Origin of the sequence: Pseudoalteromonas sp. K222D (genome assembly GCF_017653575.1) — a bacterium.
Lineage (GTDB): Bacteria > Pseudomonadota > Gammaproteobacteria > Enterobacterales > Alteromonadaceae > Pseudoalteromonas > Pseudoalteromonas nigrifaciens.
Genome location: NZ_JAGGDL010000017.1, coordinates 30,560 through 52,824 on the forward strand (window position 1 = coordinate 30,560; position 22,265 = coordinate 52,824).

The following is a 22,265-nucleotide window of genomic DNA, read 5'->3' on the forward strand; positions in this document are numbered from 1 at the left end:
ATGTAAATTAGCGGTATTAAATTACCGTCGTTAACCACCATATACCGATTACAAAAACAGTTAAAGTAATCATGGCTTTAGTTTTATGTTTGCTAATAAGTTGCTCAGCTTTATTACCGGCATAATAAACGACTACCGCTAAAGCAAAATATCGTATAGCACGCGAAATTGCGCTGGCTAATAAAAATAACCCGAGGGAATATTTAGTCGCACCCGCTGCCAGCATGGCTATTTGAAATGGAACAGGCACTATGCCTAGCGTTATTACAAACCAAAAGCCTTGATTGTGCATTTGTTGTTTAACATTTTCAAACTGCTCGGGGCTTGAAAAACTATTAATGATCCAATCGCCAACGGCATCAAATAAGTAATAACCCAGCGCATAACCAAATAACGCCCCCACAATACATCCCAAAGTGGCCATTAAAGCAATAAGCCATAATTTTTCTCGACGTGCTTGCATTAAGGGTACTAAAACAGCTTCAAGCGGAATAGGTACTATGGTCGACTCTAAAAACGACGCCACGGTAATGCCACTGAGCATATGCTTAGATTCAATAAAATTACGTGTTTTTTGTTTAAGCTTTTTTTGAATCGCCATAATAACTCCCTTTCATTGTGAATAAAACGCGATTTCAGATGCTTTATCATTACATACTTAAGTTAATCTAGACTGAAAATATACACCGTTAGTTATAAAACACTTTAATTATTAACAAATTGGTAATAGCTACGGCGATCTTTTATTATTGAGTTATATCATTGAATTTACTTATTACAGTAGTTATTAATTTATGCAAAGTGCGCGTTTTATTCCCTTCAGAAAGCAAGATATTGTTGATATGTGTAGCGAAGAGCTCAATAACAACACACAACAAACATCGTTTAAACAGTTTTGTGATTTATTAGCCAGCCTTATTCATTACGATTACCACGCAACACTTGAGTCACTTAAAAATAACTATGCGCCGTTTGATCCCAATAGCGACACACGATCTTTAGCCCCCGTATCGGCAGAACAAAAAGCACAGTGCCAACGTGATTTTGCTAAAGATTTTGCCAAGGTACTTAACGCCGCTAATTTTGAAGTGATCACCAATGAAGACTTACAAGATGCATTAAACGAAGAGTCACTATTTAAAGTGCGCCTTGAAGTTGAATTTGATGACTTTGAAGAAGTGGTTTTTTATCGCCGTGGCGAGTCGCAACTTAGTGAAACTATTACCAGCTTTTGGGGCCTTCGTAAAAAGCCGTTGCACTTTACTAATTACGACCGTGTTGCGGTGTTTATTCGCTTTAAAGATAGCGCTTATTTTAAAGCTAAAAATAAAACGCCTCTGGGGTTTGAGCCAAGTTCAACCATAGTAAAGCTATTTCAAAATGTGCCAAAGGCGGATCTTGAAATGCTATTTCCTAATAGCGAAGTGCGCATGCGCCCTATCGATAAGGTCATTATTGGTTCATCCGCTTTAGTTGGCGGTGCGGTGGTACTTATCACTAAATTGGGCGCATCAATCGTATTATTACTTGCTCTGTTTGCTTTTTGGGGTGGTTTTAGAAATGAAGCGGTAGAAATGACTCAACAGCATTTTATTACCTTTGCCATTGGTATGGGGGTTTTTGGCAGCTTTATTTTTAAAGAATGGAGTAAGTTTAAAAATCGCAAAATAAAATTTATGAAAGCCCTAAGCGATAACCTCTACTTTAAAAATCTCGATAACAACGCGGGCGTATTTCACACGCTTATAGATGCCGCCGAAGAAGAAGACATAAAAGAAGCCCTGCTTGCGTATACCTTTTTACTAAAATCAGAAAGTGGCTTAAGCGCACAAATGCTTGATGAGCAAATAGAGCATTGGTTTAAAGTAAGGTATCAATGCGACCTCGATTTTGAAATTACTGACGCGCTTGAAAAACTGGTGCGTATGCGCTTAGTAACGTGCATTAATGGTGTGTATAGCGCAATAAATTTAGATCACGCAAAAACCATACTGGATGAGCGCTGGGATAATCTTTTTCAATATAATTAATGTAGTATTTTTGCTAAATAATACCCAAATAAAAAAGCAGCTGTAACTACAGCTGCTTTTTTATTAGCTTTAAATCGATAATATTTAGATTAACTCAGCCTCTTTTTGCTTATTAAACTTTGCATGCACTAATTTATAAAGTGCGGGCAAAATTAACAGCGTGAGTAAAGTGGATGAAATAATTCCGCCAACCACTACTGTTGCTAAAGGTTTTTGCACTTCAGAACCCGTCCCCGTATTAAGTGCCATGGGTATAAAGCCTAAGCTCGCCACTAGTGCTGTCATCAATACTGGGCGCAGGCGCTGTAATGCGCCGTTGTGTATTGCTTCAAACAAACTCAAACCGTCGCTTCGTAATTGCTTAATAAACGAAAGCATAACCACGCCATTTAATACGGCTACGCCACTTAGGGCTATAAAGCCAACACCTGCTGAAATTGAAAGCGGCATATCGCGCAGCAATAATGCAAACACACCACCAGTCAACGCCAAAGGCACGCCACTAAATATAATTAACGAATCTCGCAACGATCCAAAGGCGCTATAAAGTAAGCCAAATATAAGCAATAAAGTGACCGGCACAACCAAGGATAACCGCTTACTTGCCGATTGCAATTGCTCAAATGTGCCACCGTATTCAAGCCAATAGCCACTTGGTAAGTTAAGATCTGTATTCATACTTGCTTGCGCATCACTTACAAAACTTGCTAAATCGCGCCCTTCTACATTGGCAGTTACCACTACGTTGCGCTTACCACTTTCGCGGTTTATTTGGTTAGGACCTTTTTCAATGCTGATAGTCGCCACTTCACCTAGCGGTACAAACGCAAGTTCCGGGTTGCTATCTTTAGGTAAAGCAACTGGCAAACGGGAAAGTGCTGATACATCGCTAGACCAACGCTTATCAAGGCGCACTAATAACGAAAAGCGTTTATCACCCTCGTAAATTAGCCCGGTTTGCACACCACCAACAGCGGCGGCAAGTGTTTGTTGAATGTCGTTTACACTTAAGCCTAATAACGCCATGTGGTCGCGCATTGGTGTTACCGAAAGTGTTGGCAACCCTTCCATTTGCTCCAAACGTACATCGGTAGCGCCTGCAATATTACGCATTAAGCCTGTCGCTTTTTCGCCAAACGCTTTAAGTACGCTTAAGTCATCACCATAAATACGCAGTGCTACATCGGCGCGCACACCGGCAATTAACTCGTTAAAGCGCATTTCTATTGGTTGTGTGAATTCGTAATTATTACCAGGCACATCGTTAACACGAGTACGAATTTGTTTAATCAACTCTTCTTTAGTGAGTGCTGGATTTGGCCATTGCTCTTGAGGTTTTAACATTAAAAAAGTATCGGCTACGTTTGGCGGCATAGGATCGCTTGCCACGTCAGCAGTACCAATTTTTGAAAAAACGTTAGCGACTTCGGGTTGCTTTAAAATGGCTTGTTCAAGCTCTTTTTGCATTTGTACCGATTGCTCAATACCGGTGCCAGTAATGCGCAGCGCATGCATAGCAATATCGCCCTCATCAAGCTGCGGTAAAAATTCTGCCCCCATATTTTTAACTTTAAAACCAAGCACCAATACTAATGCAGTAGCAATACCCACCATAAGCCACGGTAATTTGAGCGATATACCAAGTAATGGTTTATATACTTTTTTAACGCCGCGCATGACTGCGTTTTCGGTTTCATTAACCTTACCGCGAACAAATACCGCAATAGCAGCAGGTACAAAGGTAACGCCAAAAATAAGCGCGCCTATTAATGCAGCAACTACAGTAAACGCCATTGGCTGAAACATTTTTCCTTCAACGCCGCTTAGTGCAAATAAAGGTAAATAAACCAGCATAATAATAACAATACCAAATACAGCCGGTGTAAATACCTCTTTGGTGGCTGCAGTTACTACATTTAAACGCTCGTTTAACGTAAGTAGCCTGCCATGTTTATGTTGCGCCACACCCAATTGGCGCAGGCAGTTTTCGACTACAATTACAGCACCATCAACAATTAAACCAAAGTCGATTGCGCCTAAGCTCATTAAGTTACCCGATACACGATTACCCACCATACCTGTAATGGCAAACAACATACTGAGCGGAATAACCATTGCAGTAATAAGCGCGCCCGTTACATTACCCAGTAGTAATAGCAAAATTACTATCACTAAAACGGCGCCTTCAAACAGGTTGGTTTGCACGGTTGCTATGGTTTTATCAACAAGAGTAGTACGGTCGTAAACCGCTTCAACAATTACGCCAGCGGGTAAGCTTTTTTGCACATCAACTAACTTATCAGCCATGGCTTTTGCAACTACGCGGCTGTTTTCGCCAATGAGCATCATGGCAGTACCAAGCACGGTTTCCTCGCCATTATAAGTCGCCGCGCCTGTTCTAAGCTCTTTGCCTAAATGCACGTTAGCCACATCTTTAATGCGTACAGGTGCATCATCGCGCTTAGCAATAACGGTATTGGCTATATCTTCTAGCGTTTTAAGTTGCCCTGGCGAGCGTACTAAATATTGCCCATCATAGCGCTCAATATAACCTGCCCCTCGGTTACTGTTATTAACCTCAAGTGCACTAATTACATCGCTAATAGCAAGCTTATAGGCAATGAGTTTTTCGGGCACTGGTGCTACTTGGTACTGGCGCTCAAAACCACCTTGACTGTTTATTTCGGTTACGCCTTTTACTTTTAAAAGCTGCGGACGAATAACCCAATCTTGCAAAGTACGTAAGTCTTCGGCGTTGTAAGCGGTGCCATCGTCTTTTAACGCATTGGGCTGTGTATGCACACTATAAGTAAATATTTCACCTAAACCACTGGCAATAGGACCCAAGTTTGGCTCTACGTTACTAGGTAAGTCGGAGCGAATACTTTGAATACGTTCACCAATTTGCTGACGCGCCCAATAAATATCTGTGCCTTCATTAAAAATAACCGTTACTTGCGACAGCCCATAACGCGAAAGCGAACGGGTGTAATCAAGCTTAGGTATGCCCGCCATGGCGGTTTCGATTAAATAGGTAATGCGTTGCTCTGCTTCAAGCGGAGTAAACCCCGGCGCTTTGGTATTAATTTGCACTTGTACGTTGGTTATATCGGGTACTGCGTCTACCGCTAAATTTTGAATGTTGTATACACCAAATCCAGCAAATAAAAATGTAAGCGCAAGCACCAGCATGCGGCGTTTAACCGCAAAAGAAACTATCCAATTAATCATGGTGCCTCCTAGTGAGCGTGGCTTGCGCCGCTTTTTAAAATATCGGCTTTAATTACATAACTATTGTCTGTTACGTATTCGCTACCCGCGTTTAAGCCTGTAAGTACTTCTACCCATTCGCTATTTTTTGCACCTAAGGTAACGGGACGCACTTCAAACACATTATTTTTACGAACAAACACACTTGGTTGACCGTTAAACTCTTGAATTGCTTGTGGCTTTACCCGCACGCTGGCATTTATTTTAGCCACACTTACATCGCTATTTATATGCATGCCTGGGCGCCAATGCCCGTCTGGGTTATTAAGCTCTATACGGGCACGGGCTATGTGCCCTCCAGTCATCATTGGGGCTATAAAAAACACTTTGCCTTGTGTATTTAAATGATGATGTAGGTCGTACACTTTAGCGCTTTGCCCAATGGCTAGCTTTTCAATATTTTCGGGAAAAGCCGACAGCTCAACCCATACTTTATCAAGGTTAACTACTTGCATAAGTGCGCTGGTGCTTGCAAGCTCACCACGCTTTAAATATTGCTCAGTTACAACGCCACTAATAGGGCTTTTAATGGTGTAGTTTTGCAGTGTTTCGCGGTTAGTTACGCTGGCAAGCTTGTCACCTTTTTTAACGTTTTGACCAATGCTGGCAAATATATCGTTAACTAAACCGGTGTAAGGCGCCATTACTTCAACTGTACCGTGCGCGGTTGGCGCTATTACACCAAATAAAGTATCGGTGAGCTCAACTGTGCCGCTCTGTGCTGTCTCGGTTTTAATACCCGCGCGCTCAATTGCTTGCTCGCTTAGTGTGGTGCGTCCTTCGTGTTGCTCGTACTCATAGCTAATACTCTCGCCTTTATAATTAGCAGTAACGGCAAGTACAAATGAATGCGGTTCGTTAATTGATTGCGTGCTTACAAGGTAGTCGCCCTCTGTTATGAACAGTATATTTTGCGGCGCTTCAACTAATCGTTTTAAACTCATTGTTATGTTTAAATCACTTATATTAATTGGCTTGCTTTGCTTGTAAGCGTATATACGCAGCTCAACATTACCGGCAAATTCTTGTAATTTAAGTTCAAGAGTTAACTTAGGATCAACTAATAAAAAACCACCTTGTGGACCTTGCTCTTGTTGCTCAGTTTCTCCATGCTCGGCTGATGCAAGTACACTGGTGCTTAACACGCTGCCAGCAAGTGAAAGTGATACTAATAATGCAATTATATTTTTATTCATGATTGTAAGTCTCAATTAAAGATTGGCCAGTTAAACGCTCAAGAGTAAGTAGCACTTGGTACAGCTCTGCGTGGGTTGCAATGAGTGCGCGTTTAGAGTCAAAGTGTGCTTGCTGGGCATCGAGCAACTGCAACACCGAAATTTGCCCGCGTTGATAGCTGCTTAAGCTTTGCTCAATCAATGTTTGTGTCTGAGGAATTATTTGCTTATTTAATAACGTGGCTTGACTTGCTATCCCTTGATAATAAGCATACAGAGTACGTACTTGCTGGCGTAACTGAACTCGCAACTGCCCTTGCTGCTGGTTTAAAAGCGCAAGTTCACTTGCTGCTGCAGCAATATTACCGCTATTAGCATTACTGATTTGCAGTGGCATAGAAAACGAAAACAACAATGAGCTAGAGTCATTTTTTTGGTTGTAACGCACACCACCACCTACATTAATATCGCTTTGCCCATTGGCTTTTTGCAGCGCTAAGTTAGCCGTTTGCTGTATATATTGCTGCTGAAGTAAGGCAAATTCAGGTGCTAAATTTACCGCATCTAAAAGCGCTTGCTGTGATTTAAGCGGCGTGATGACGTTAATATTTCCCGCTAAAAAAGCACTACTTTGCTCATCAATCCAAAGCTCATTAAGTAATAAACGCGCGCGCTCAAACTCACTTGTTAGCTTTACTTGCTCAAGCTCTACTTGGCTAAGTGCATAACGCATACGACTTACATCGGCTTGCGATACAGCCCCGGCATTTGCTCTTTGCTCAATTGTTTTGAGCGCCTGTGTTACAACGCTTTTTCGCTCAACATTTAATGCTAATAAGGTTTGAAATTTAAGTGCGCTATAGTAACGCTCTGCGGTGGTAGCTAATAACGCTAAACGAGTATTTTGATACTGTATAGCCTGCGCTTTAATATTTGCAGTAGCAAAACCTACTCTACTTTGGCGTTTATCGCCCAGCTCAATAAGTTGGCTAAGCCCGAGCGTTATTTCAGCGCCTTTTACGCCACGCGCATCATTGGTGCCTAACACGTTTTCAACCGCAACACTAAGCACAGGGTTTGGCGAAAGTGTGGCTTGTGATTTAAGCGCGCTCAATATTTTTTGATGATAGGGGTAGCGTTTTAATATCGGATTTTGTTGCTCGGTATTACTCAGCGCTTGCTTAAGCGTGAGTATATTTTCACTGGCACTAACATTAGCCAGCGCATTAAATACCGGCAGCACGCAAAGTAGTGCCACCAGCATAATTGGTTTTTTATTCATATAGCTTGTCCGTTTTTTAACAAACAGGGTTAACTTACAAAATAATTTAAAATTAAAAATCGTAATGTAAATTTGTAAGCAACCTAAATATGCATATAACACAGCCTATATAGCGTCTAAACGCAGGCAGTAAAATGCACCATATTTTATTAAGGTAAATTAAAACTAGCTAAGTGAAATAGGAGGGCGCGACATAGGTGGATAAATTAATCCACAATAGCGTACAGGTAACGCGGGGTTACTCTGCTCAGGGCTGATTGAGTGATTTACTGTACTGTAATAGCCACTATGACAATGTTGGTGGGCATGAATTTCGGCAGAGGCTTGAGCCTCATTTTGGCTACCATCGGCAGTTATATTACTTTGTAACTGCGCGCTGGTTATGTGATCCACGTCTTCTTGTAAATGATACGCAGCACCATCACAGCTAATAAAGCTGTGTACAAGTACTAAAAGTATCACTATTAAAAAACGCTTTGAATGCATTGTCTGCCTACAAACTCTAAAAAGAAGTCCCTTTTAAATACTTGAATATAAAAGGAGTCAGCAGCATAATAAACCTTCTAGTTACTGGAAGGTCAATATGCAAATCAAGCAACTTGCTCACTTAGTTAATATTAATGCAAAAACAATTCGCTATTACGAACAAATAAACCTTATTCCTGCTCCAAAAAGAGAGAGCAACGGCTATAGAACCTACACCCAAGCAGATACAGAGCGTCTTATTTTTATTCGACGCTGTCGCGATTTACAAATTCCAATAGACGATATTAAAACTCTACTTGTTGCGCAATCATACGGCGATAAATCGTGTGTTGAGGTTGACGATATTATCGAAAACCAATTAATTAAAGTACGAGCGGCACAAAAAGAACTTAAAAAGCTCGAGGTATCGTTAGCCAGCTTATTAACTAACTGCACCGCAAATACTATAAACGACTGCCAAATAATAAAAGAATTAAATAGTTAATACATATAAAAAAACCGCTAACCTGTAAGGCTAGCGGTTTTTATTAATAACACTTTAAATTAAGCGACTGCTTGTTCTAAAATTTCACGACTTTCTTTTAGCGTGATTGCTTGGTTTTCACCAAGGGCAAGCATGCCATGCGCTTCAAGTTTGCCAATAATATTGTCAATCGCTGCTGCTTTATCTTCACCATGTTCAGTAAGCTGCGTAGCTACATCAAGGCTATGGTAAAACGCTTCAATTGCTTGAATTGTTAGCTCTGCTAAATCGTCTGATTGTGCAAGGCCAAATACGTTTTTACCCATTTGCTCAAGTTTTGCTTTTTTAACTGCAAATTGATTGCGTAGTAAAGAAGGCTGAACTATTGCAAGCGAACGTGCATGGTCAACACCGTATGCAGCTGTAAGTTCGTGACCAATCATATGGGTTGCCCAATCTTGCGATACGCCAGAACCAATCAAACCGTTTAATGCTTGATTCGCTGACCACATAAGATTTGCACGCCATGCGTCATCTTGGTTTTCAAAGTTATCGCCAAGTACTTTAAGTGCTTTAAGCAATGCTTCAGCGTAACCATCTTGTACTAATGCACCTTCAGGGAACGTTAAGTACTGCTCACAGGTATGCACCCATGCGTCTACTAAACCATTTACAAGTTGACGCTGTGGTAATGTTTTCATTACATCAGGGTCCATAATCGCAAATTTAGGTTGTACTGCTGGTGACATAAACGGGAGTTTTTGTTTTGTAGCAGCTTTGCTTACTACTGAGCCTTGGTTAGACTCTGAGCCAGTAGCTGGTAATGTAAGTACTGCACCAATTGGTAATGCGCTAGTTACTTTATACTTACCAGTAGGAATATCCCAACCTTCGCCATCGTATACTGCTGAAGCTGCAATGTATTTAACGCCGTCAATTACTGAGCCGCCGCCAACACCTAGTACAAAGTCGATGTCTTGTTCTTTACAGATTTTTACTGCTTGATCTAGTACTTCAATTGTTGGGTTAGCGCCAACGCCCGAAAACTCTACCCAATCAAAACCTTCAAGTGCTGCTGCAACTTGGTCGTATACGCCGTTCTTTTTAATTGATCCGCCGCCGTACACAACTAGTACTTTTTGATCTTTTGCGATCAAATCAGTTAGTGAGGCTATTTGTTGTTGGCCAAATTGAATTAGTGTTGGATTTACGTAGCTAAATTTCATTATTTTATCCTAGGGTGACGATTAAATATGGTTCAACTTACTTAGTTACTAACTAAGTAAATTTTCAATGAGTGCATATTACTGGCAAAACAAACATAAAAAAAGCCCAATAACGCGCAAAAGCTTGCCTAAAACTATCAATATTGTTATTTTACGTAAAAGTCAGCCATGTAAAGATGCTTTTATGCCCACCATTGCCAATATGTTGCAGCAGTACGCAGAACAAAATCAGTTACTCAGTTTTGAAGGCACGATGGAAACCATTATTACTGGGGTTTATTTTCATCGCGCCAGTAAAAGCTCGCCGCGACAGCCGCTTATTTATAACTCTGGGATTATTGTGGTCGGGCAAGGGCATAAAGTAATTCATTTTACAGATCATAAAATACAATATGGTGCGGGGGATTATTTAGTATTGGGCGTTCCTGTACCGCTAGAGTGCGAAGCCTTTACTGATGGCGACTTACCAGTGCTTGGGATTGCTGTTGATATTAACCCTGCGTTATTGCACAAACTCGTTAACCAAATGACTGAGCATAAACAATTTGCTCTGCCACCAACATGCGGGCAAATGAGTGGCGTGCAATCAGCTAAACTCGATAACGCGATGGAGCTGGTAACTAAGCGTTTATTAACCGTGTTAAATAACCCACTTGAAGCACAAGTATTTGGCGAAGATATAGTAAAAGAATTAGTATACCGTGTACTTTGCGGCCCCCAAGGACATACCTTATTTGGCCTTGCTATGCACGACGGCCACTATGCACGTATAGCGCGCACACTGTCTATTATGCATAGTAATTATGCCAACCCCATCACAGTAGAAGGGTTAGCAGAGGACGTAAATATGAGCATTTCGTCGTTTCATCGCGCCTTTAAACAAGTGACTTTTGAGTCGCCGTTACAATATTTAAAAAAGCTGCGTTTAGCTAAAGCAAAAGCACTTATAACCGCCAGTGGCAGCAAAGCCAACGAAGCCGCATTAAAAGTAGGCTATACCAGCCCATCGCAATTTAGCCGAGAATTTAAACGCCACTTTAATAAAACACCAAAAGAAATGTTACTCTAAACAAACCGCTAAAGCTGCGTTTTAGCGGTATTAAAAGCAACCGGATTAACATATTTACGGTGTATAAAATGGCTAAAAATAAGCGTAAACAACACCGAGCTAATAGTCGCTACTATATAAACTTGCCAAATTAAAATATCGTATTTTAATAGCAATGCAATGGTGGCAAAAAATATACACCCACCTAATGAGCCAATAATACCACCGTTTAGTATTTTAAACGCTGAGTCTTTTTTATCACTGATATACGCTATGCTGCCCATTACCGCTAAAATCACCGGAAAAGTAGAAAGCAACCCACTCCATGCCGAACCAATATGCTCAGAAATAAAGGTAACCAACATAATAAAACTGGTTACTAACACTATTTTTATTGGCAGCTCCCATTTTGAATTTAAAGGCTTTGCATCTATCGCTACTTTTAATTTTGTAGTTGCAAAAGTTAAAGCCAATAAAGTACTAATAGAGAACAAGCACGCAACAAAAATATTAACCGGTAAAAACAATGTCAGCATGCTAAATAAACACCACACACTCAGCGCTGTTATCAACGACTTTACTAAGCCACACTTATACGAAACCGCCATATACACAAAGCAAAATAAACCAATACCACTCATGCCATATAAAGCGCCCACCGCTGAGTTAGCAGCAAACAGTTTTCCTTGCTCTATAGCAATAAAATATGAAATAGGCCCAGAGGTGATTGGCAAGCCAGGAATAATACCGCTTATAAAACTACCAAACTTTTTTTGCGCGTAAGAAATAAAGAGCAGTAATAGCGGGGCAACCATTAATTTAACTAACATGAGTAATAATAAAAGATGAGTAATGGCGCAAATTCTACTCACTTAGTTAATACAGTCAATTAATATTGAGTTGAATTTAAATCATCTCATCAGGGCCTATTTATCTTTTTACGACTAATTTTTAGCTATTTTTTAATAACTTAAAATTATTTACTCAATTGAGAATGAATTGGCATTACAATTAAGCAGCTAAAAAACAAAGGTTGCAATAATTGGTAATATAATAATTGCACTTTGGTATGTTAAGTTGGTTTTAAATACGTTACAGTCATGTGCAACAATGTAAATATTTAACTTTATACTGAGGTACTAATGAATAAAAATAACATTACACATCTTATTAAGCCCGGCGCTTTAATTGCCCTCACTACCTCTTTGGTTATTGGTTGTGTTAGCCAACAACCAAAAAGCACTGAGCAACAAGCTAACCCATTAGTACCCGCCTCTAAATTTGATTTATCTCAGTGGAAAATTAATGTACCGGTTGATTTAGATAACGACGGTAAAATTGATGAAATAGATGTTAAAGAAATTCAGACTTACTCACATCCTGATTTTTTCTATCTGGATGATAAAGGTTACATGGTATTCACCTCGCCAAACAAAGCACTCACCAGTGCCAATTCTACCAATACACGCAGTGAATTTAGGCAAATGCTCCGCGGAGCAAATACCAAAATAAAAACCAAAAGTCCTAAAAACAATTTTGCTCTTGCTGTACACCCACTATCGGATCGATTTGGCTCTATTGGTGGCAAAATGGAAGCAACGCTAAAAGTAGATCATGTTGCATTACGTGCTACTGATCCAAGTAAAAATGCGGCCTACTCTGTTGTTGTGGGGCAAATTCACGCAGGTAAAGATCAGGCGCTTATTGACACTAAGCTTGGTTATGGCTGGGGCAACGAGCCACTAAAAATATATTATAAAAAGTGGCCTGGACATAAAACGGGATCGGTTTTTTGGAACTACGAGCGTAACCTACCAAAAACAGATCCTAACCGTACTGATATAGCTTATCCTGTTTGGGGTAACACATGGGAAAACCCTAACGAGCCAGGCAATGCTGGTATCGCATTAGGTGAAGAGTTTAGTTACACAGTAAATGTGTATAAAAATGTGATGCACCTAACATTTAGCACAGCAGGCAAAAACGATGTTAGCTACTCTATTAACTTAGGTAATAACGTAGATGCGTATGGCAACGTAGACGAAAAAGATCACCCGCATGGGTATGCGGCTGATTGGCACTACTTTAAAGCAGGCGCGTATAACCAATGTAGTACCAAAAATGCTAAAGGCATTTGGTATCCGGGCTGTTTAGGTACGGGCGACTGGGCTACAGATAAACAAAACGGTGACTATGCACAAGTGAGCTTTAGTAAACTTGTATTAAGCCCCGCTAGCCCACAATAAAGGTAACTAAATTATTACTGCCCCGCTTGTTTGCCTTATTAAATAAAGTAAACAAGCGGGATAAGGGTCTGTTGATCTTTCAAGGTTGAATTTGCAGCAGTATGTTTGGTATTTAGGCAAGGCAGAGCCTATGTGGTGTGGTTATTCCCTATAAATAGGCGATAACGTAGCATTAATGCCAAACATGCGCTGCCCGAAAGGTTCTGCCTAGGGGCGATTGACTCTTTGTTGCCTACATGGATGTAAGCCAGTAGAATAACGCAGGAGCAGTTATCGAGCCCACTAGGTTACAAATCTCGCGCCGTGATTAAATCGCCCCTAGTTTGAACAAATTTAATCTGCAAAGGTCAACAGACCCTAACTTTTCTTAAATAAAACCTCGGGGTTAACCATGGTTTTCATTTCGAGTACGTTACCGTTAGGATCTTCTATAAAAAATGTTTCTTGTTCAAACTCATCACCTATAAAACGACGATATGGCTTATCTAAATACTCCAAGCCCGCGCTTTCAATACGTTGCTTTAACGCATTAAATTCGTTTTCAGATAAATGAATGCCAAAATGTGGTACGGCAACTGCGCCCATATCAACATCATGACGAACTGTAGGTAGGCGCTCAACACTTTGGTGCAGTGTTAACTCGTTACCCCAAAAATCAATATCTATCCAGCGTCCTTGCTCGCTATTTCCGGTTTTACAGCCAAGCACATCGCAATAAAAAGTTTTAGCTATATTTAAATCACCAGCCGGAATAGCCAGATGTAAACAGTTAGACATAAATTACCCTTGATAATAGCTTTTAATAAATTAAACAGTCAGCATTATACATGTTTTGTAATTTATAGAACATTAACGAGTATATTTTAGCATTTACAGCCCTTACAACTATTAGGCTAATAAAATGATTAAATTCTGACACCTACTATTTTTGGCAATTAGCTATTATTAGTTATGCTATAAAATTCTAGCTTTGAGCTATCAAACATAAAAGTGTTACTTTATTATACGCACGCTATAAGGTACTAATTTGCGCGCTATGATTAAATTTTTATTATTAAAGTCCATCACATTTTTTGCCGGCTGTATGTCGTGCTTTGTAATGCATACAACATTTGCATTACCACTTGTTATATCTGCAGCATTAACCGGGCTAGTTGGCTCGTTTATTCCTTTTCCTAAGCTTTATCAAAACCACCCTTATGCGGCCATATATGCAGGTAGCTTTGCCGGTATGTGCTCAACTAGCTTAATTACTAGCTACTGGGAAGTGGCGATAATCTCAATTATTGGGGCAACGCTGTACACCCTTACCTTAAATGCATTTGCTGGTTTTGGTGGCCGATTAGGCAGCGTAGCCTTTGCAAGTGTTGCTTTGTATTCTTTAGCTAAAGGCTTAGTGTAATGAGTATTGAATATTCTATATTAGCTTTGATAGGCGCTTTTTTAACATTTTATTTAGCCAAGCATAGTCGTTTTGATGGTATTAGAGCTTCTGCGGCCTTATCTATAGTTACTTACTTAATTTTTTACTGGCTTAACCTTGATCCTGAGTTATACAGCGTTGTGTTTTTTGGTGGTACTTTTATTGGTATGAGCGCCCCACACCGCTTTGGCATATATACGCTTGCCAGCTCCGCTGTTATATTTTCGTTATTATTTGAGTACTTAGTACCCATACTCGACGGCTACGGCGGTGCTTTAGGTGTGAGTGCATTTTTGTCGGTATGTATTTGTCACTTATTCATTATATTAGGTGCACCACGCAGTAAAAACATTTCTTTTCGACGTGTTAAATAAGCAGTTAATTGGAACTTGTAGGGTAACCAAATATCACTTTTAGCTTTGCCGTTACCCCTTTTGCTTTAAATGCACTTTTTACTAAATAAGCCCATTGATGAAAAGTTATGGTCAGTGGGTTGTTACTATTTAACTGCCCAACAATACCGTACTTACACGGTTTATCGGCTTTTTCCTCGGCGTAAGTGCCAAATAACTTATCCCAAATAATGAGTACACCGGCAAAATTTTTATCTAAGTAGCCGGGGTTAATAGCATGATGTACTCGATGATGCGATGGGGTGTTAAATACCTTTTCAAACCAGCCTAGTGTATTTACCGTTTGGGTATGCACAAAAAACTGATAGGCCAAATTAAGCGCCACTACGGTAAATACACTCAGCGGATCAAAGCCGATTAATATCATTGGCAACCAAAATAACCACATACCCGCAAGCGGATACATTAAGCTTTGCCTAAATGCGGTTGAAAAGTTCATTTTAGTTGAACTGTGATGCACCACATGGGCAGCCCATAACCAATGAATATGGTGTGACGCTTTATGAAACCAATAATACAAAAAGTCTTGTAGTAAAAATGCGCCAAATATCGTCAGCACCGACAGTTCAATATCAAATAACCTATATTGATGCAGCCAATAAAAAAATGGCATTAGCACAATTAAAGCAATTGCATCGGCGCCTTGGTGCATAAGCGCCAGTGCTGTATTCGCCAAGCTGTCTTTTATGTCGTAATAACGCCGATATTTAATAAATTCATAACTTACAAAAATAATAAATACAGGACTAAGGGCAAGTAAAATTATTTCTATGCTCATGATATGTTGCCCTTAAAGTTGGCTTTTAGTTTATTAAGCGCTTGTGCTATATCTTTTTTAATAAAAAATTTAATCACTAGGCTTGGCAGCCACCAAGGTGTTTTACAGCGTATGTTATAGGTAACTTCGGTGCTTGTTGGGGCATTGTCACTAACGCAAAAATAAATATCGCCACGATGCTCTGCAACTGGTTTATTACCTATTATTTGATAACTAATATGATTGCTATCGGCGCTAATTATACGCTCTTCAAAGCGAACTCCTGCCATTATAACTTGCCTAATAGCACCTTTACCGCCAATAATTTCGCCTTCATTTTGCTTTTTTAACAGGACAAATTTAGCATTAAAAAAACGTTCTAATTGCGCATGATCAAGCAAAGCGTCTCTGACTTGTAGAGGCGTTGCTGCAATCTTTTGTTTTAAGGTTATTTGTATCATTTTTATATAATAAGTATTTTCATAATGCCCTACCATATAAAATTTTTTCGTGGCAAACTTGCTGTTACACGACCATTTTTTAGCTTTAGGCGACAAATGAGCACACTTGCCGATCATTATTTTTCAAGCTGTATTGATTACCTTGAAACACTTGGACTTAATAGCCAAGCTGTTTTGTCGGCTATTAACTTTAATGAATACAGTAATAAGCAAGCTCAGCAACTCGCGCCACGCATTAGCTTAAACTGTTACAACGCACTGCTAAATTATGCTCAGCAAACTCTAAACGAGCCTTTGTTTGGCTTTAAGCTTGGTCAGCAAATTCGAACTGCCGACTTTGGCATATTGGGTTACTTAATTGAATCGAGTAATAACTTAGCCAGCGCTATTACCGCACTGCTTAACTACGACAGTTTAGTTGCAGATATTGGTAGAGCAGAGTTTGAACAGCAAGGTGAGTTGGCAATTATTCGTTGGCTACCTAATGCTAACTGTAGCCCACAGGTTATTTTACGTAATATGACCGCTTGGGTAAGTGTTATTCGACAACTATTAAATCCACAGCTATCGCCCAGTACTATTTATTTTACCCAAGCTTTTACCAGCAATGAAAAAACAGTACTCACACACTGGTTTAACTGCCCCGTTAAAACTAACGCACAGTATAACCAAGTGGTATTTCCGAGCAGTTATTTAGCACTGCCATTTAAAACCGACAATACGCAAATTAATTTAGTGCTTAAACAGGTTTCTGAGCAGCAACTTTCACGCTTTAAAAGCCAGCAGTTACTAACCGAAAAAATTAGCCAGTTATTTATGGCTAAAAATGACTTAATCGACTGCAGTTTAATACGCACAGCAGGCGCACTAAACATGACCCCGCGCACCTTACAACGTCATTTAAAGCGCGAACAAATATCGTTTGCCGACTTACTTGAGCAAGAGCGTAAAAGGCGCGTAATACTGTGTATTGGCAAAGAGCCATTAAGTAACATAGCAATTAAACTTGGCTTTAATGACCAAAGTTCATTTAATCGTGCTTTTAAACGCTGGTATAACTGCACCCCACTGCAATATATAAAAAACACTACCTAAAAACATTACCTAAAAAATTAAATATTACTTAATTCCTAAATTCAAAATAGATAATAAAAAGCCGCGGTTAAAATAACCACGGCTTTTTATTCGCTTACTCTGCGCTTAATAATACGCTTACTTTCCTATCGCTTCTTTAGCAAACAAGTGCTTTATTGGGCCTAAGTTATCAACCATTGAAAGCCCAACTCCACGTATTAGTTTTTTAATTGGGTTAGCACCGGCAAATAACTCTTTTAAAGAGTACATCATGGCAATGTGTTTTTGCGCATCGAGTTTGCGGGTGCGCTCGTAATCACGTAAAGTACGTGTGCTGGCAAATTCTTTATTATCACTTGTTAGTAACTCAATTAAATAAGCGGCATCTTTTAGGCCTAGGTTCATCCCCAAGCCTGCAAGCGGATGAATAGTATGTGCAGCATCGCCAATTAATACGACTTTACCTGCAACCCATTGCTGGGCATAACGCATTTTAAGTGGAAATGCAGCGCGTACACTTTGCACTTCACACAAACCACATTGGCCGTCTATTGCCGCCATAATGGCTTTGTTAAACTGGTTGTCGTCCATTGCTAATAGCTCTTCACAATGCGTTGGGTTTGTAGACCACACAATTGAATGGGTGTTGGCATCGCTCAACGGTAGAAATGCTAATGGCCCGTTTGGTAAAAACACTTGGCGTGCGGTATTGGCGTGTGGCTCTTGGGTTTTAACTGTAGCCACCAATGCATGGTGGTCGTAGTCTTTAAAGCTCAGCGCCATATTAAACTGCTTTCGAATTGCCGAATTAGCACCATCGGCGGCCACCAGCAACTTTGCAATGATTGGCTCACCACTTTTTAAAGTAACAAATACATCCGATTCGCTTTGATGTATTTGCTGATAACAAGTGTCGAACATCAGCGTAGCATTTGGCTGTTGCTCCAACTCCTTTATAAGCGCGTAGCAAATAATATCGTTTTCAACTATATGACCTAAATGATCAAGCTCTAGTTGCTCACTATTAAAAGCTATTTTGCCAAAGCTGTCGGCATCGCGCACATCCATATGGGTATAGGCACTAGCACGCAAGGCAACTATGTGTGGCCATACATTTAATTGTTCAAGCAAGGTTTGACTCGCAATACTCAACGCACTTACGCGCATGCCATACTCGTCTGTTGGCGGTGTTTGCTTTGGCGCAGCATCAAGCACGACTACGCTTATATCTGCTTTTGCCAACCCAAGCGCTAAGGTAAGCCCTACGCTGCCACCACCTACAATACATACCTGTGCTTGTTTCATAAACCTTGACCTTGTTTAACTTGCCCCATTAACTGCTTAGCTAATGGCGCTTTTAAAGAGGGGAATAAATCCATCGAAAACAACCCAATACTACGGCCAAGTGCCAGTATGCGTGATGAATTTGAAAAAAGCCTTACTAAACCATCTGTTAGGGTCATCACGTTATTTATATCAGCGCTGCGCTGCTGTGCATACTCGCGAGTAAATGCATAACTGCCTAAGTCATTTGGGCTCTGGGCAATTAAGTTACTAAGTACTTGTACATCTCGCAGGCCTAGATTAAACCCTTGCCCTGCAATGGGATGAATTGCATGCGCAGCATTACCTATTACTACCGTGCGGTGCGCAATAAGCGATTCTACTTGCCCATACACTAAGGGGTAATTAGCACGCATACCCACTTTAGTAAATTGACCACCGCGATAACCAAAGGCACTTTGTAGTGCGCTTATAAAGTCGTCTTCACTTTGTGCCATGTGCTGCTCAACGTGCTGTTGCTGCATACACCACACCAGTGAATAGCGGTTGTTGCTCATAGGTAATAGCGCCATGGGGCCATGTTGCGTAAATCGCTCAAAAGCATGGTTATTATGCCCACCAGCTACTTCTATATTGGCAATAATAGCCCCTTGCTCATAAGCTTGAGTGTTAAACTTAAGTCCAAATAAGCTACGAGTTGGCGACTGTGCACCGTCGGCAATAACTAACAGCTTGGCGGCTATTTGCTCGCCACTTTGCAAAGTAACTATATTATTATGTAATTGCTGCTCAATGGCACTTACGCTATCAGGGCAATATAAACTGATATTTATTTGAGCGTTTAATAATTGATGTAACGAGCGGCCAAACGGGTTTACTTCAACCACATAACCAAGGGCATCTTTAGCAAACTCTTCACAGTTAATATCTGCTTTACCAAAATGGTGACGATCAGACACACTTACTTTTTTAATTGCTGTAGCGTACGGTGAATTTAACGCAAATAAATTTAAGCCTTGCAAGTACTCTACCGACTGCTGAGCAAGTGCTATGCTTCTATCATCAAAGCTCGGGTGATAGTCATTACTTACTTCATTCGCCTCAACAACAGCAATACTAAGCGCGGGATTTATTTTAGCCACGCTTAACGCACAGCTAGCACCGGCTAAACCGCCACCAATAACAACAACATCAAACTGCTTAGGCACTTTTTTCTCCTAGTCTTATGCGCTTTTATTGCTTTGCATAAGTGCTTCTATATCGCTTATGGTTTTTGGCGCACTTAGGGTGAGGTTTTCATAACCACTTGGGGTTACTAATAAGTTATCTTCAATACGAATACCAATACCTCGGTATTTTTGCGGTGCGCTTGAGTCTTCGCTTATATAAAGCCCTGGCTCTATGGTCAGTACCATACCCGGCTCAAATGCACGCTCAGCGTTATTTAATTTGTAGTCGCCAACATCATGTACATCTAAACCAAGCCAATGTCCAAGCCCGTGCATGTAATATTCTTTACACGCACCTTTTGCCATTAGCTCGTCAAAGTCGCCGGTTAAAATACCTAGCTCGAGTAAACCTTGGGTCATTACTTCCATTGCTAGTTTATTAGCGTGCGACAGGTAACCACCTGGTTTTATTTCTTCAAAAGCCACTTCTTGTGCTTTAAGTACAATGTTATAAAGCGCGGCTTGAGGCTCGCTAAATTCTCCATTTACGGGGAAAGTTCGCGTTATATCAGCAGCGTAGCCTTGTAGCTCGCAACCTGAATCTATTAACACTAGATCGCCACTTTTAAGGGCGTCGCTGTTTTGGGTGTAATGTAAAATATTAGCATTGTCGCCACTGCCTACAATAGTGCCATACGCTGGGTGCCGCGCACCATGCATTGCATAATGATGATGTAGCTCTGCTTCTAATTGATACTCAGTTGCACCGCTATGGGCAAAACACATTGCTCTAACATGGCCTTGCGCGCTAATTTCGCAGCCTGCGCGCATAATGTTTATTTCACTTGGTGATTTAAATAAACGCATTTCGTGAATTAACAAACGAATATTTTTAATGGTACTTGGCGCTGTGTCACCTTTTTTAGGGGCGCTGCGCAGAGTATTAAGTAAAGAGAAAACACGCCCATCAAAAGCCGAATATGCACCTTGCGCATAATATAAAACCGCTTTGCCATTGAGCAAATTAAATAACTGTTCACTCAACTCACTTAATTCATGGGTTGCATCAAACAAATATTCGTTTTTTGCTTTTTCAAAGCCTATTCTACGGCCATGCCATACTTCGGCTAGTTTATCTTTATTAAGGCAAAATAATGTACTGGGGGTGTCGCTATTTGGAGCAAGTACAAGTACGGCATCGGGCTCATTAAAACCAGTTAAGTAAAAAAAGTCACTGTCTTGTCTAAATGCATAGTGAGTGTCGCGGCTGCGCGTAACTTCGCTCGCCGCAGGTATAATTGCCACACTGTTACTATCCATTTTTGCAAGCAGACGCTCACGACGTGCTTTAAACTCTGACTTTTGTATTTCAACCATGTGCAACAAACCCGTTTAACTTAAACTATTAATGAAGTGTTTTTTTAGTGCTAGCAGTGCTTTGATCTTTACCTAACTCTGCAAAGCAAAGTAATGCCGACACACGCACATACTCAATCACTTCATGTAGTGCTTGGCTGTCTTCTTCAGTTTCTTCAAAGGTAGTATCAAGGCGAGTAATTTCGCTAAAATCGGTAATAACTTCTTTTACATCGGCTGATAATTTACCGTAATCTTTTTGCTTTAAACCAAAGCCAAGCATAAAACCTGCAACCCAAGAAACCAAACCATTAGCCTGATCTATAAGTGTTTCATCGTCGCTGGGTAAAAACAAATCAAACGCAAACTCTTCATCATTAAAACTAGCAACGACCTGCTTATAAATGCTGCCAAAAAACTGTTTTAAATTATTACTAAACGAATCACCATCGTTAAACACATCGCTTAACAGCCCTAGGTATTCTTTGTCGTCAATCGTTAACCCACAAGCTAATAAACCACTAATTACACCGTGCGCTTCGGCCGGTGATACAAATATTTCGTTTTTTTCTAATAATAATTGGGCTTCTTCGTAATCTGGTAAATCGCTCATTGTTATATCTTCATTTTGCTAGTTAAGGCAATGCTACCACTCGATAAAAAGCAACTCCAATAAATTCTATAATCAAACCGCTTAAGGGGCACTATTAAACACTTTAATAGTGGCAGCTCTTTATTGCTGCGGTATGCTTTATTAAGCCCAATATATAAAAAACATATTTATGGCTAAAAAGCACACTCATAAGTAAATAACTAATGATAAGTGCACAATAACCACGCAAACAAAATAATATTTTGCTTTTGGGGTTTAAGCTTTCGATTATGTCTTATATACTGGATTTGTTCCCTGGGGTGCTGGAGCTTGGTTAAGTCCCTGAGCCGATAAATTTTATACCAGGGTTTCTGTTCGTATACTATTGTGCAAGCTCGGCATGTACCGAGAAGCCTACGGTAAACCGCAGATTCCCGCCCTGAAACCTCAAGGTTTCAGGACTGACACCAACACCACACTTTGGGGAACACCTTCTTATTTTTATAATCC

At 40.3% G+C, this 22,265-nt stretch carries 21 protein-coding genes and 1 other RNA gene; 8 read left to right on the forward strand and 14 right to left on the reverse strand.

Annotated elements, in window-relative coordinates; all coding sequences use genetic code 11:
* Positions 1–16 precede the first annotated feature (16 nt).
* Complete coding sequence (locus J5X91_RS10070; RefSeq protein ID WP_208834625.1) at positions 17–601, reverse strand: VTT domain-containing protein; 585 nt, start codon at positions 599–601, stop codon at positions 17–19.
* A gap of 193 nt (positions 602–794) precedes the next feature.
* Here J5X91_RS10070 and J5X91_RS10075 point away from each other — a divergent pair, with 193 nt between their 5' ends.
* Positions 795–2,030: a TMEM143 family protein gene (locus J5X91_RS10075; RefSeq protein ID WP_208834629.1), complete on the forward strand. Its 1,236-nt coding sequence runs from the start codon at positions 795–797 to the stop codon at positions 2,028–2,030.
* A gap of 84 nt (positions 2,031–2,114) precedes the next feature.
* Here J5X91_RS10075 and J5X91_RS10080 read toward each other — a convergent pair whose 3' ends face one another.
* From J5X91_RS10080 to J5X91_RS10095, 4 genes are all read right to left on the reverse strand, one after another.
* A complete protein-coding gene (locus tag J5X91_RS10080) occupies positions 2,115–5,261 on the reverse strand; it encodes a CusA/CzcA family heavy metal efflux RND transporter (protein ID WP_208834633.1) in 3,147 nt (1,048 codons plus the stop codon).
* 8 nt (positions 5,262–5,269) lie between these two features.
* Positions 5,270–6,496, reverse strand: a complete 1,227-nt coding sequence (locus J5X91_RS10085; protein WP_208834637.1) for an efflux RND transporter periplasmic adaptor subunit — start codon at positions 6,494–6,496, stop codon at positions 5,270–5,272.
* Positions 6,489–7,757 carry a TolC family protein gene (locus J5X91_RS10090; RefSeq protein WP_208834641.1) on the reverse strand — a complete coding sequence of 423 codons (1,269 nt, stop codon included), beginning with the start codon at positions 7,755–7,757 and terminating at the stop codon, positions 6,489–6,491. The genes J5X91_RS10085 and J5X91_RS10090 overlap by 8 nt, the downstream gene beginning before the upstream one ends.
* A gap of 165 nt (positions 7,758–7,922) precedes the next feature.
* Complete coding sequence (locus J5X91_RS10095; RefSeq protein ID WP_011327276.1) at positions 7,923–8,243, reverse strand: hypothetical protein; 321 nt, start codon at positions 8,241–8,243, stop codon at positions 7,923–7,925.
* Positions 8,244–8,340: 97 nt separating this feature from the next.
* Between J5X91_RS10095 and J5X91_RS10100 the strand changes: the two genes are divergently transcribed.
* The gene (locus J5X91_RS10100; RefSeq protein ID WP_011327275.1) at positions 8,341–8,727 is read left to right on the forward strand and encodes a Cd(II)/Pb(II)-responsive transcriptional regulator; all 387 of its coding nucleotides are present in this window, start codon (positions 8,341–8,343) and stop codon (positions 8,725–8,727) included.
* Positions 8,728–8,786: 59 nt separating this feature from the next.
* Here the strand turns inward: J5X91_RS10100 and J5X91_RS10105 are convergent, their stop codons facing one another.
* Complete coding sequence (locus J5X91_RS10105; RefSeq protein ID WP_208834644.1) at positions 8,787–9,932, reverse strand: iron-containing alcohol dehydrogenase; 1,146 nt, start codon at positions 9,930–9,932, stop codon at positions 8,787–8,789.
* 184 nt (positions 9,933–10,116) lie between these two features.
* On the opposite strand from J5X91_RS10105, the gene J5X91_RS10110 reads away from it, so the two are divergent.
* A complete protein-coding gene (locus J5X91_RS10110; RefSeq protein ID WP_208834712.1) occupies positions 10,117–11,001 on the forward strand; it encodes an AraC family transcriptional regulator in 885 nt (294 codons plus the stop codon).
* Between the two features lie 8 nt (positions 11,002–11,009).
* On the opposite strand, the gene J5X91_RS10115 is transcribed toward J5X91_RS10110, so the two are convergent.
* Positions 11,010–11,810, reverse strand: a complete 801-nt coding sequence (locus J5X91_RS10115; protein WP_208834649.1) for a hypothetical protein — start codon at positions 11,808–11,810, stop codon at positions 11,010–11,012.
* A gap of 312 nt (positions 11,811–12,122) precedes the next feature.
* Here J5X91_RS10115 and J5X91_RS10120 point away from each other — a divergent pair, with 312 nt between their 5' ends.
* Positions 12,123–13,226: a polysaccharide lyase family 7 protein gene (locus J5X91_RS10120; protein WP_208834652.1), complete on the forward strand. Its 1,104-nt coding sequence runs from the start codon at positions 12,123–12,125 to the stop codon at positions 13,224–13,226.
* Positions 13,227–13,583: 357 nt separating this feature from the next.
* Here J5X91_RS10120 and J5X91_RS10125 read toward each other — a convergent pair whose 3' ends face one another.
* Positions 13,584–14,003, reverse strand: a complete 420-nt coding sequence (locus tag J5X91_RS10125) for a VOC family protein (protein WP_011327270.1) — start codon at positions 14,001–14,003, stop codon at positions 13,584–13,586.
* A gap of 259 nt (positions 14,004–14,262) precedes the next feature.
* On the opposite strand from J5X91_RS10125, the gene J5X91_RS10130 reads away from it, so the two are divergent.
* Together J5X91_RS10130 and J5X91_RS10135 are read left to right on the forward strand one after the other, a co-directional pair.
* Entirely contained in the window at positions 14,263–14,628 is a 366-nt protein-coding gene (locus tag J5X91_RS10130; RefSeq protein ID WP_176359692.1) for a hypothetical protein, read from the forward strand.
* Positions 14,628–15,023, forward strand: coding sequence for a hypothetical protein (locus tag J5X91_RS10135; RefSeq protein WP_011327268.1), 396 nt, complete (start codon positions 14,628–14,630; stop codon positions 15,021–15,023). The genes J5X91_RS10130 and J5X91_RS10135 overlap by 1 nt, the downstream gene beginning before the upstream one ends.
* A gap of 4 nt (positions 15,024–15,027) precedes the next feature.
* Here the strand turns inward: J5X91_RS10135 and J5X91_RS10140 are convergent, their stop codons facing one another.
* Entirely contained in the window at positions 15,028–15,840 is an 813-nt protein-coding gene (locus tag J5X91_RS10140; RefSeq protein WP_193038825.1) for a sterol desaturase family protein, read from the reverse strand.
* A complete protein-coding gene (locus J5X91_RS10145) occupies positions 15,837–16,280 on the reverse strand; it encodes an SRPBCC family protein (RefSeq protein ID WP_089368931.1) in 444 nt (147 codons plus the stop codon). The genes J5X91_RS10140 and J5X91_RS10145 overlap by 4 nt, the downstream gene beginning before the upstream one ends.
* 96 nt (positions 16,281–16,376) lie before the next feature.
* Here J5X91_RS10145 and J5X91_RS10150 point away from each other — a divergent pair, with 96 nt between their 5' ends.
* Positions 16,377–17,375, forward strand: a complete 999-nt coding sequence (locus J5X91_RS10150; RefSeq protein WP_208834654.1) for an AraC family transcriptional regulator — start codon at positions 16,377–16,379, stop codon at positions 17,373–17,375.
* Positions 17,376–17,492: 117 nt separating this feature from the next.
* On the opposite strand, the gene J5X91_RS10155 is transcribed toward J5X91_RS10150, so the two are convergent.
* The 4 genes from J5X91_RS10155 to J5X91_RS10170 are packed head-to-tail and all read right to left on the reverse strand — an operon-like array spanning position 17,493 to position 21,776.
* A complete protein-coding gene (locus tag J5X91_RS10155; RefSeq protein WP_208834658.1) occupies positions 17,493–18,659 on the reverse strand; it encodes an FAD-dependent monooxygenase in 1,167 nt (388 codons plus the stop codon).
* Positions 18,656–19,846: a 2-octaprenyl-6-methoxyphenyl hydroxylase gene (gene ubiH, locus J5X91_RS10160; protein WP_089367785.1), complete on the reverse strand. Its 1,191-nt coding sequence runs from the start codon at positions 19,844–19,846 to the stop codon at positions 18,656–18,658. Before ubiH ends, J5X91_RS10155 begins: the two co-directional genes overlap by 4 nt.
* A gap of 15 nt (positions 19,847–19,861) precedes the next feature.
* Positions 19,862–21,184 carry a Xaa-Pro aminopeptidase gene (pepP, locus tag J5X91_RS10165; protein ID WP_208834663.1) on the reverse strand — a complete coding sequence of 441 codons (1,323 nt, stop codon included), beginning with the start codon at positions 21,182–21,184 and terminating at the stop codon, positions 19,862–19,864.
* Between the two features lie 28 nt (positions 21,185–21,212).
* Complete coding sequence (locus tag J5X91_RS10170; RefSeq protein ID WP_011327261.1) at positions 21,213–21,776, reverse strand: UPF0149 family protein; 564 nt, start codon at positions 21,774–21,776, stop codon at positions 21,213–21,215.
* Positions 21,777–22,064: 288 nt separating this feature from the next.
* On the opposite strand from J5X91_RS10170, the gene ssrS reads away from it, so the two are divergent.
* A non-coding RNA gene (ssrS, locus tag J5X91_RS10175) (6S RNA) lies at positions 22,065–22,246 on the forward strand.
* The last annotated feature ends 19 nt before the right edge of the window (positions 22,247–22,265 follow it).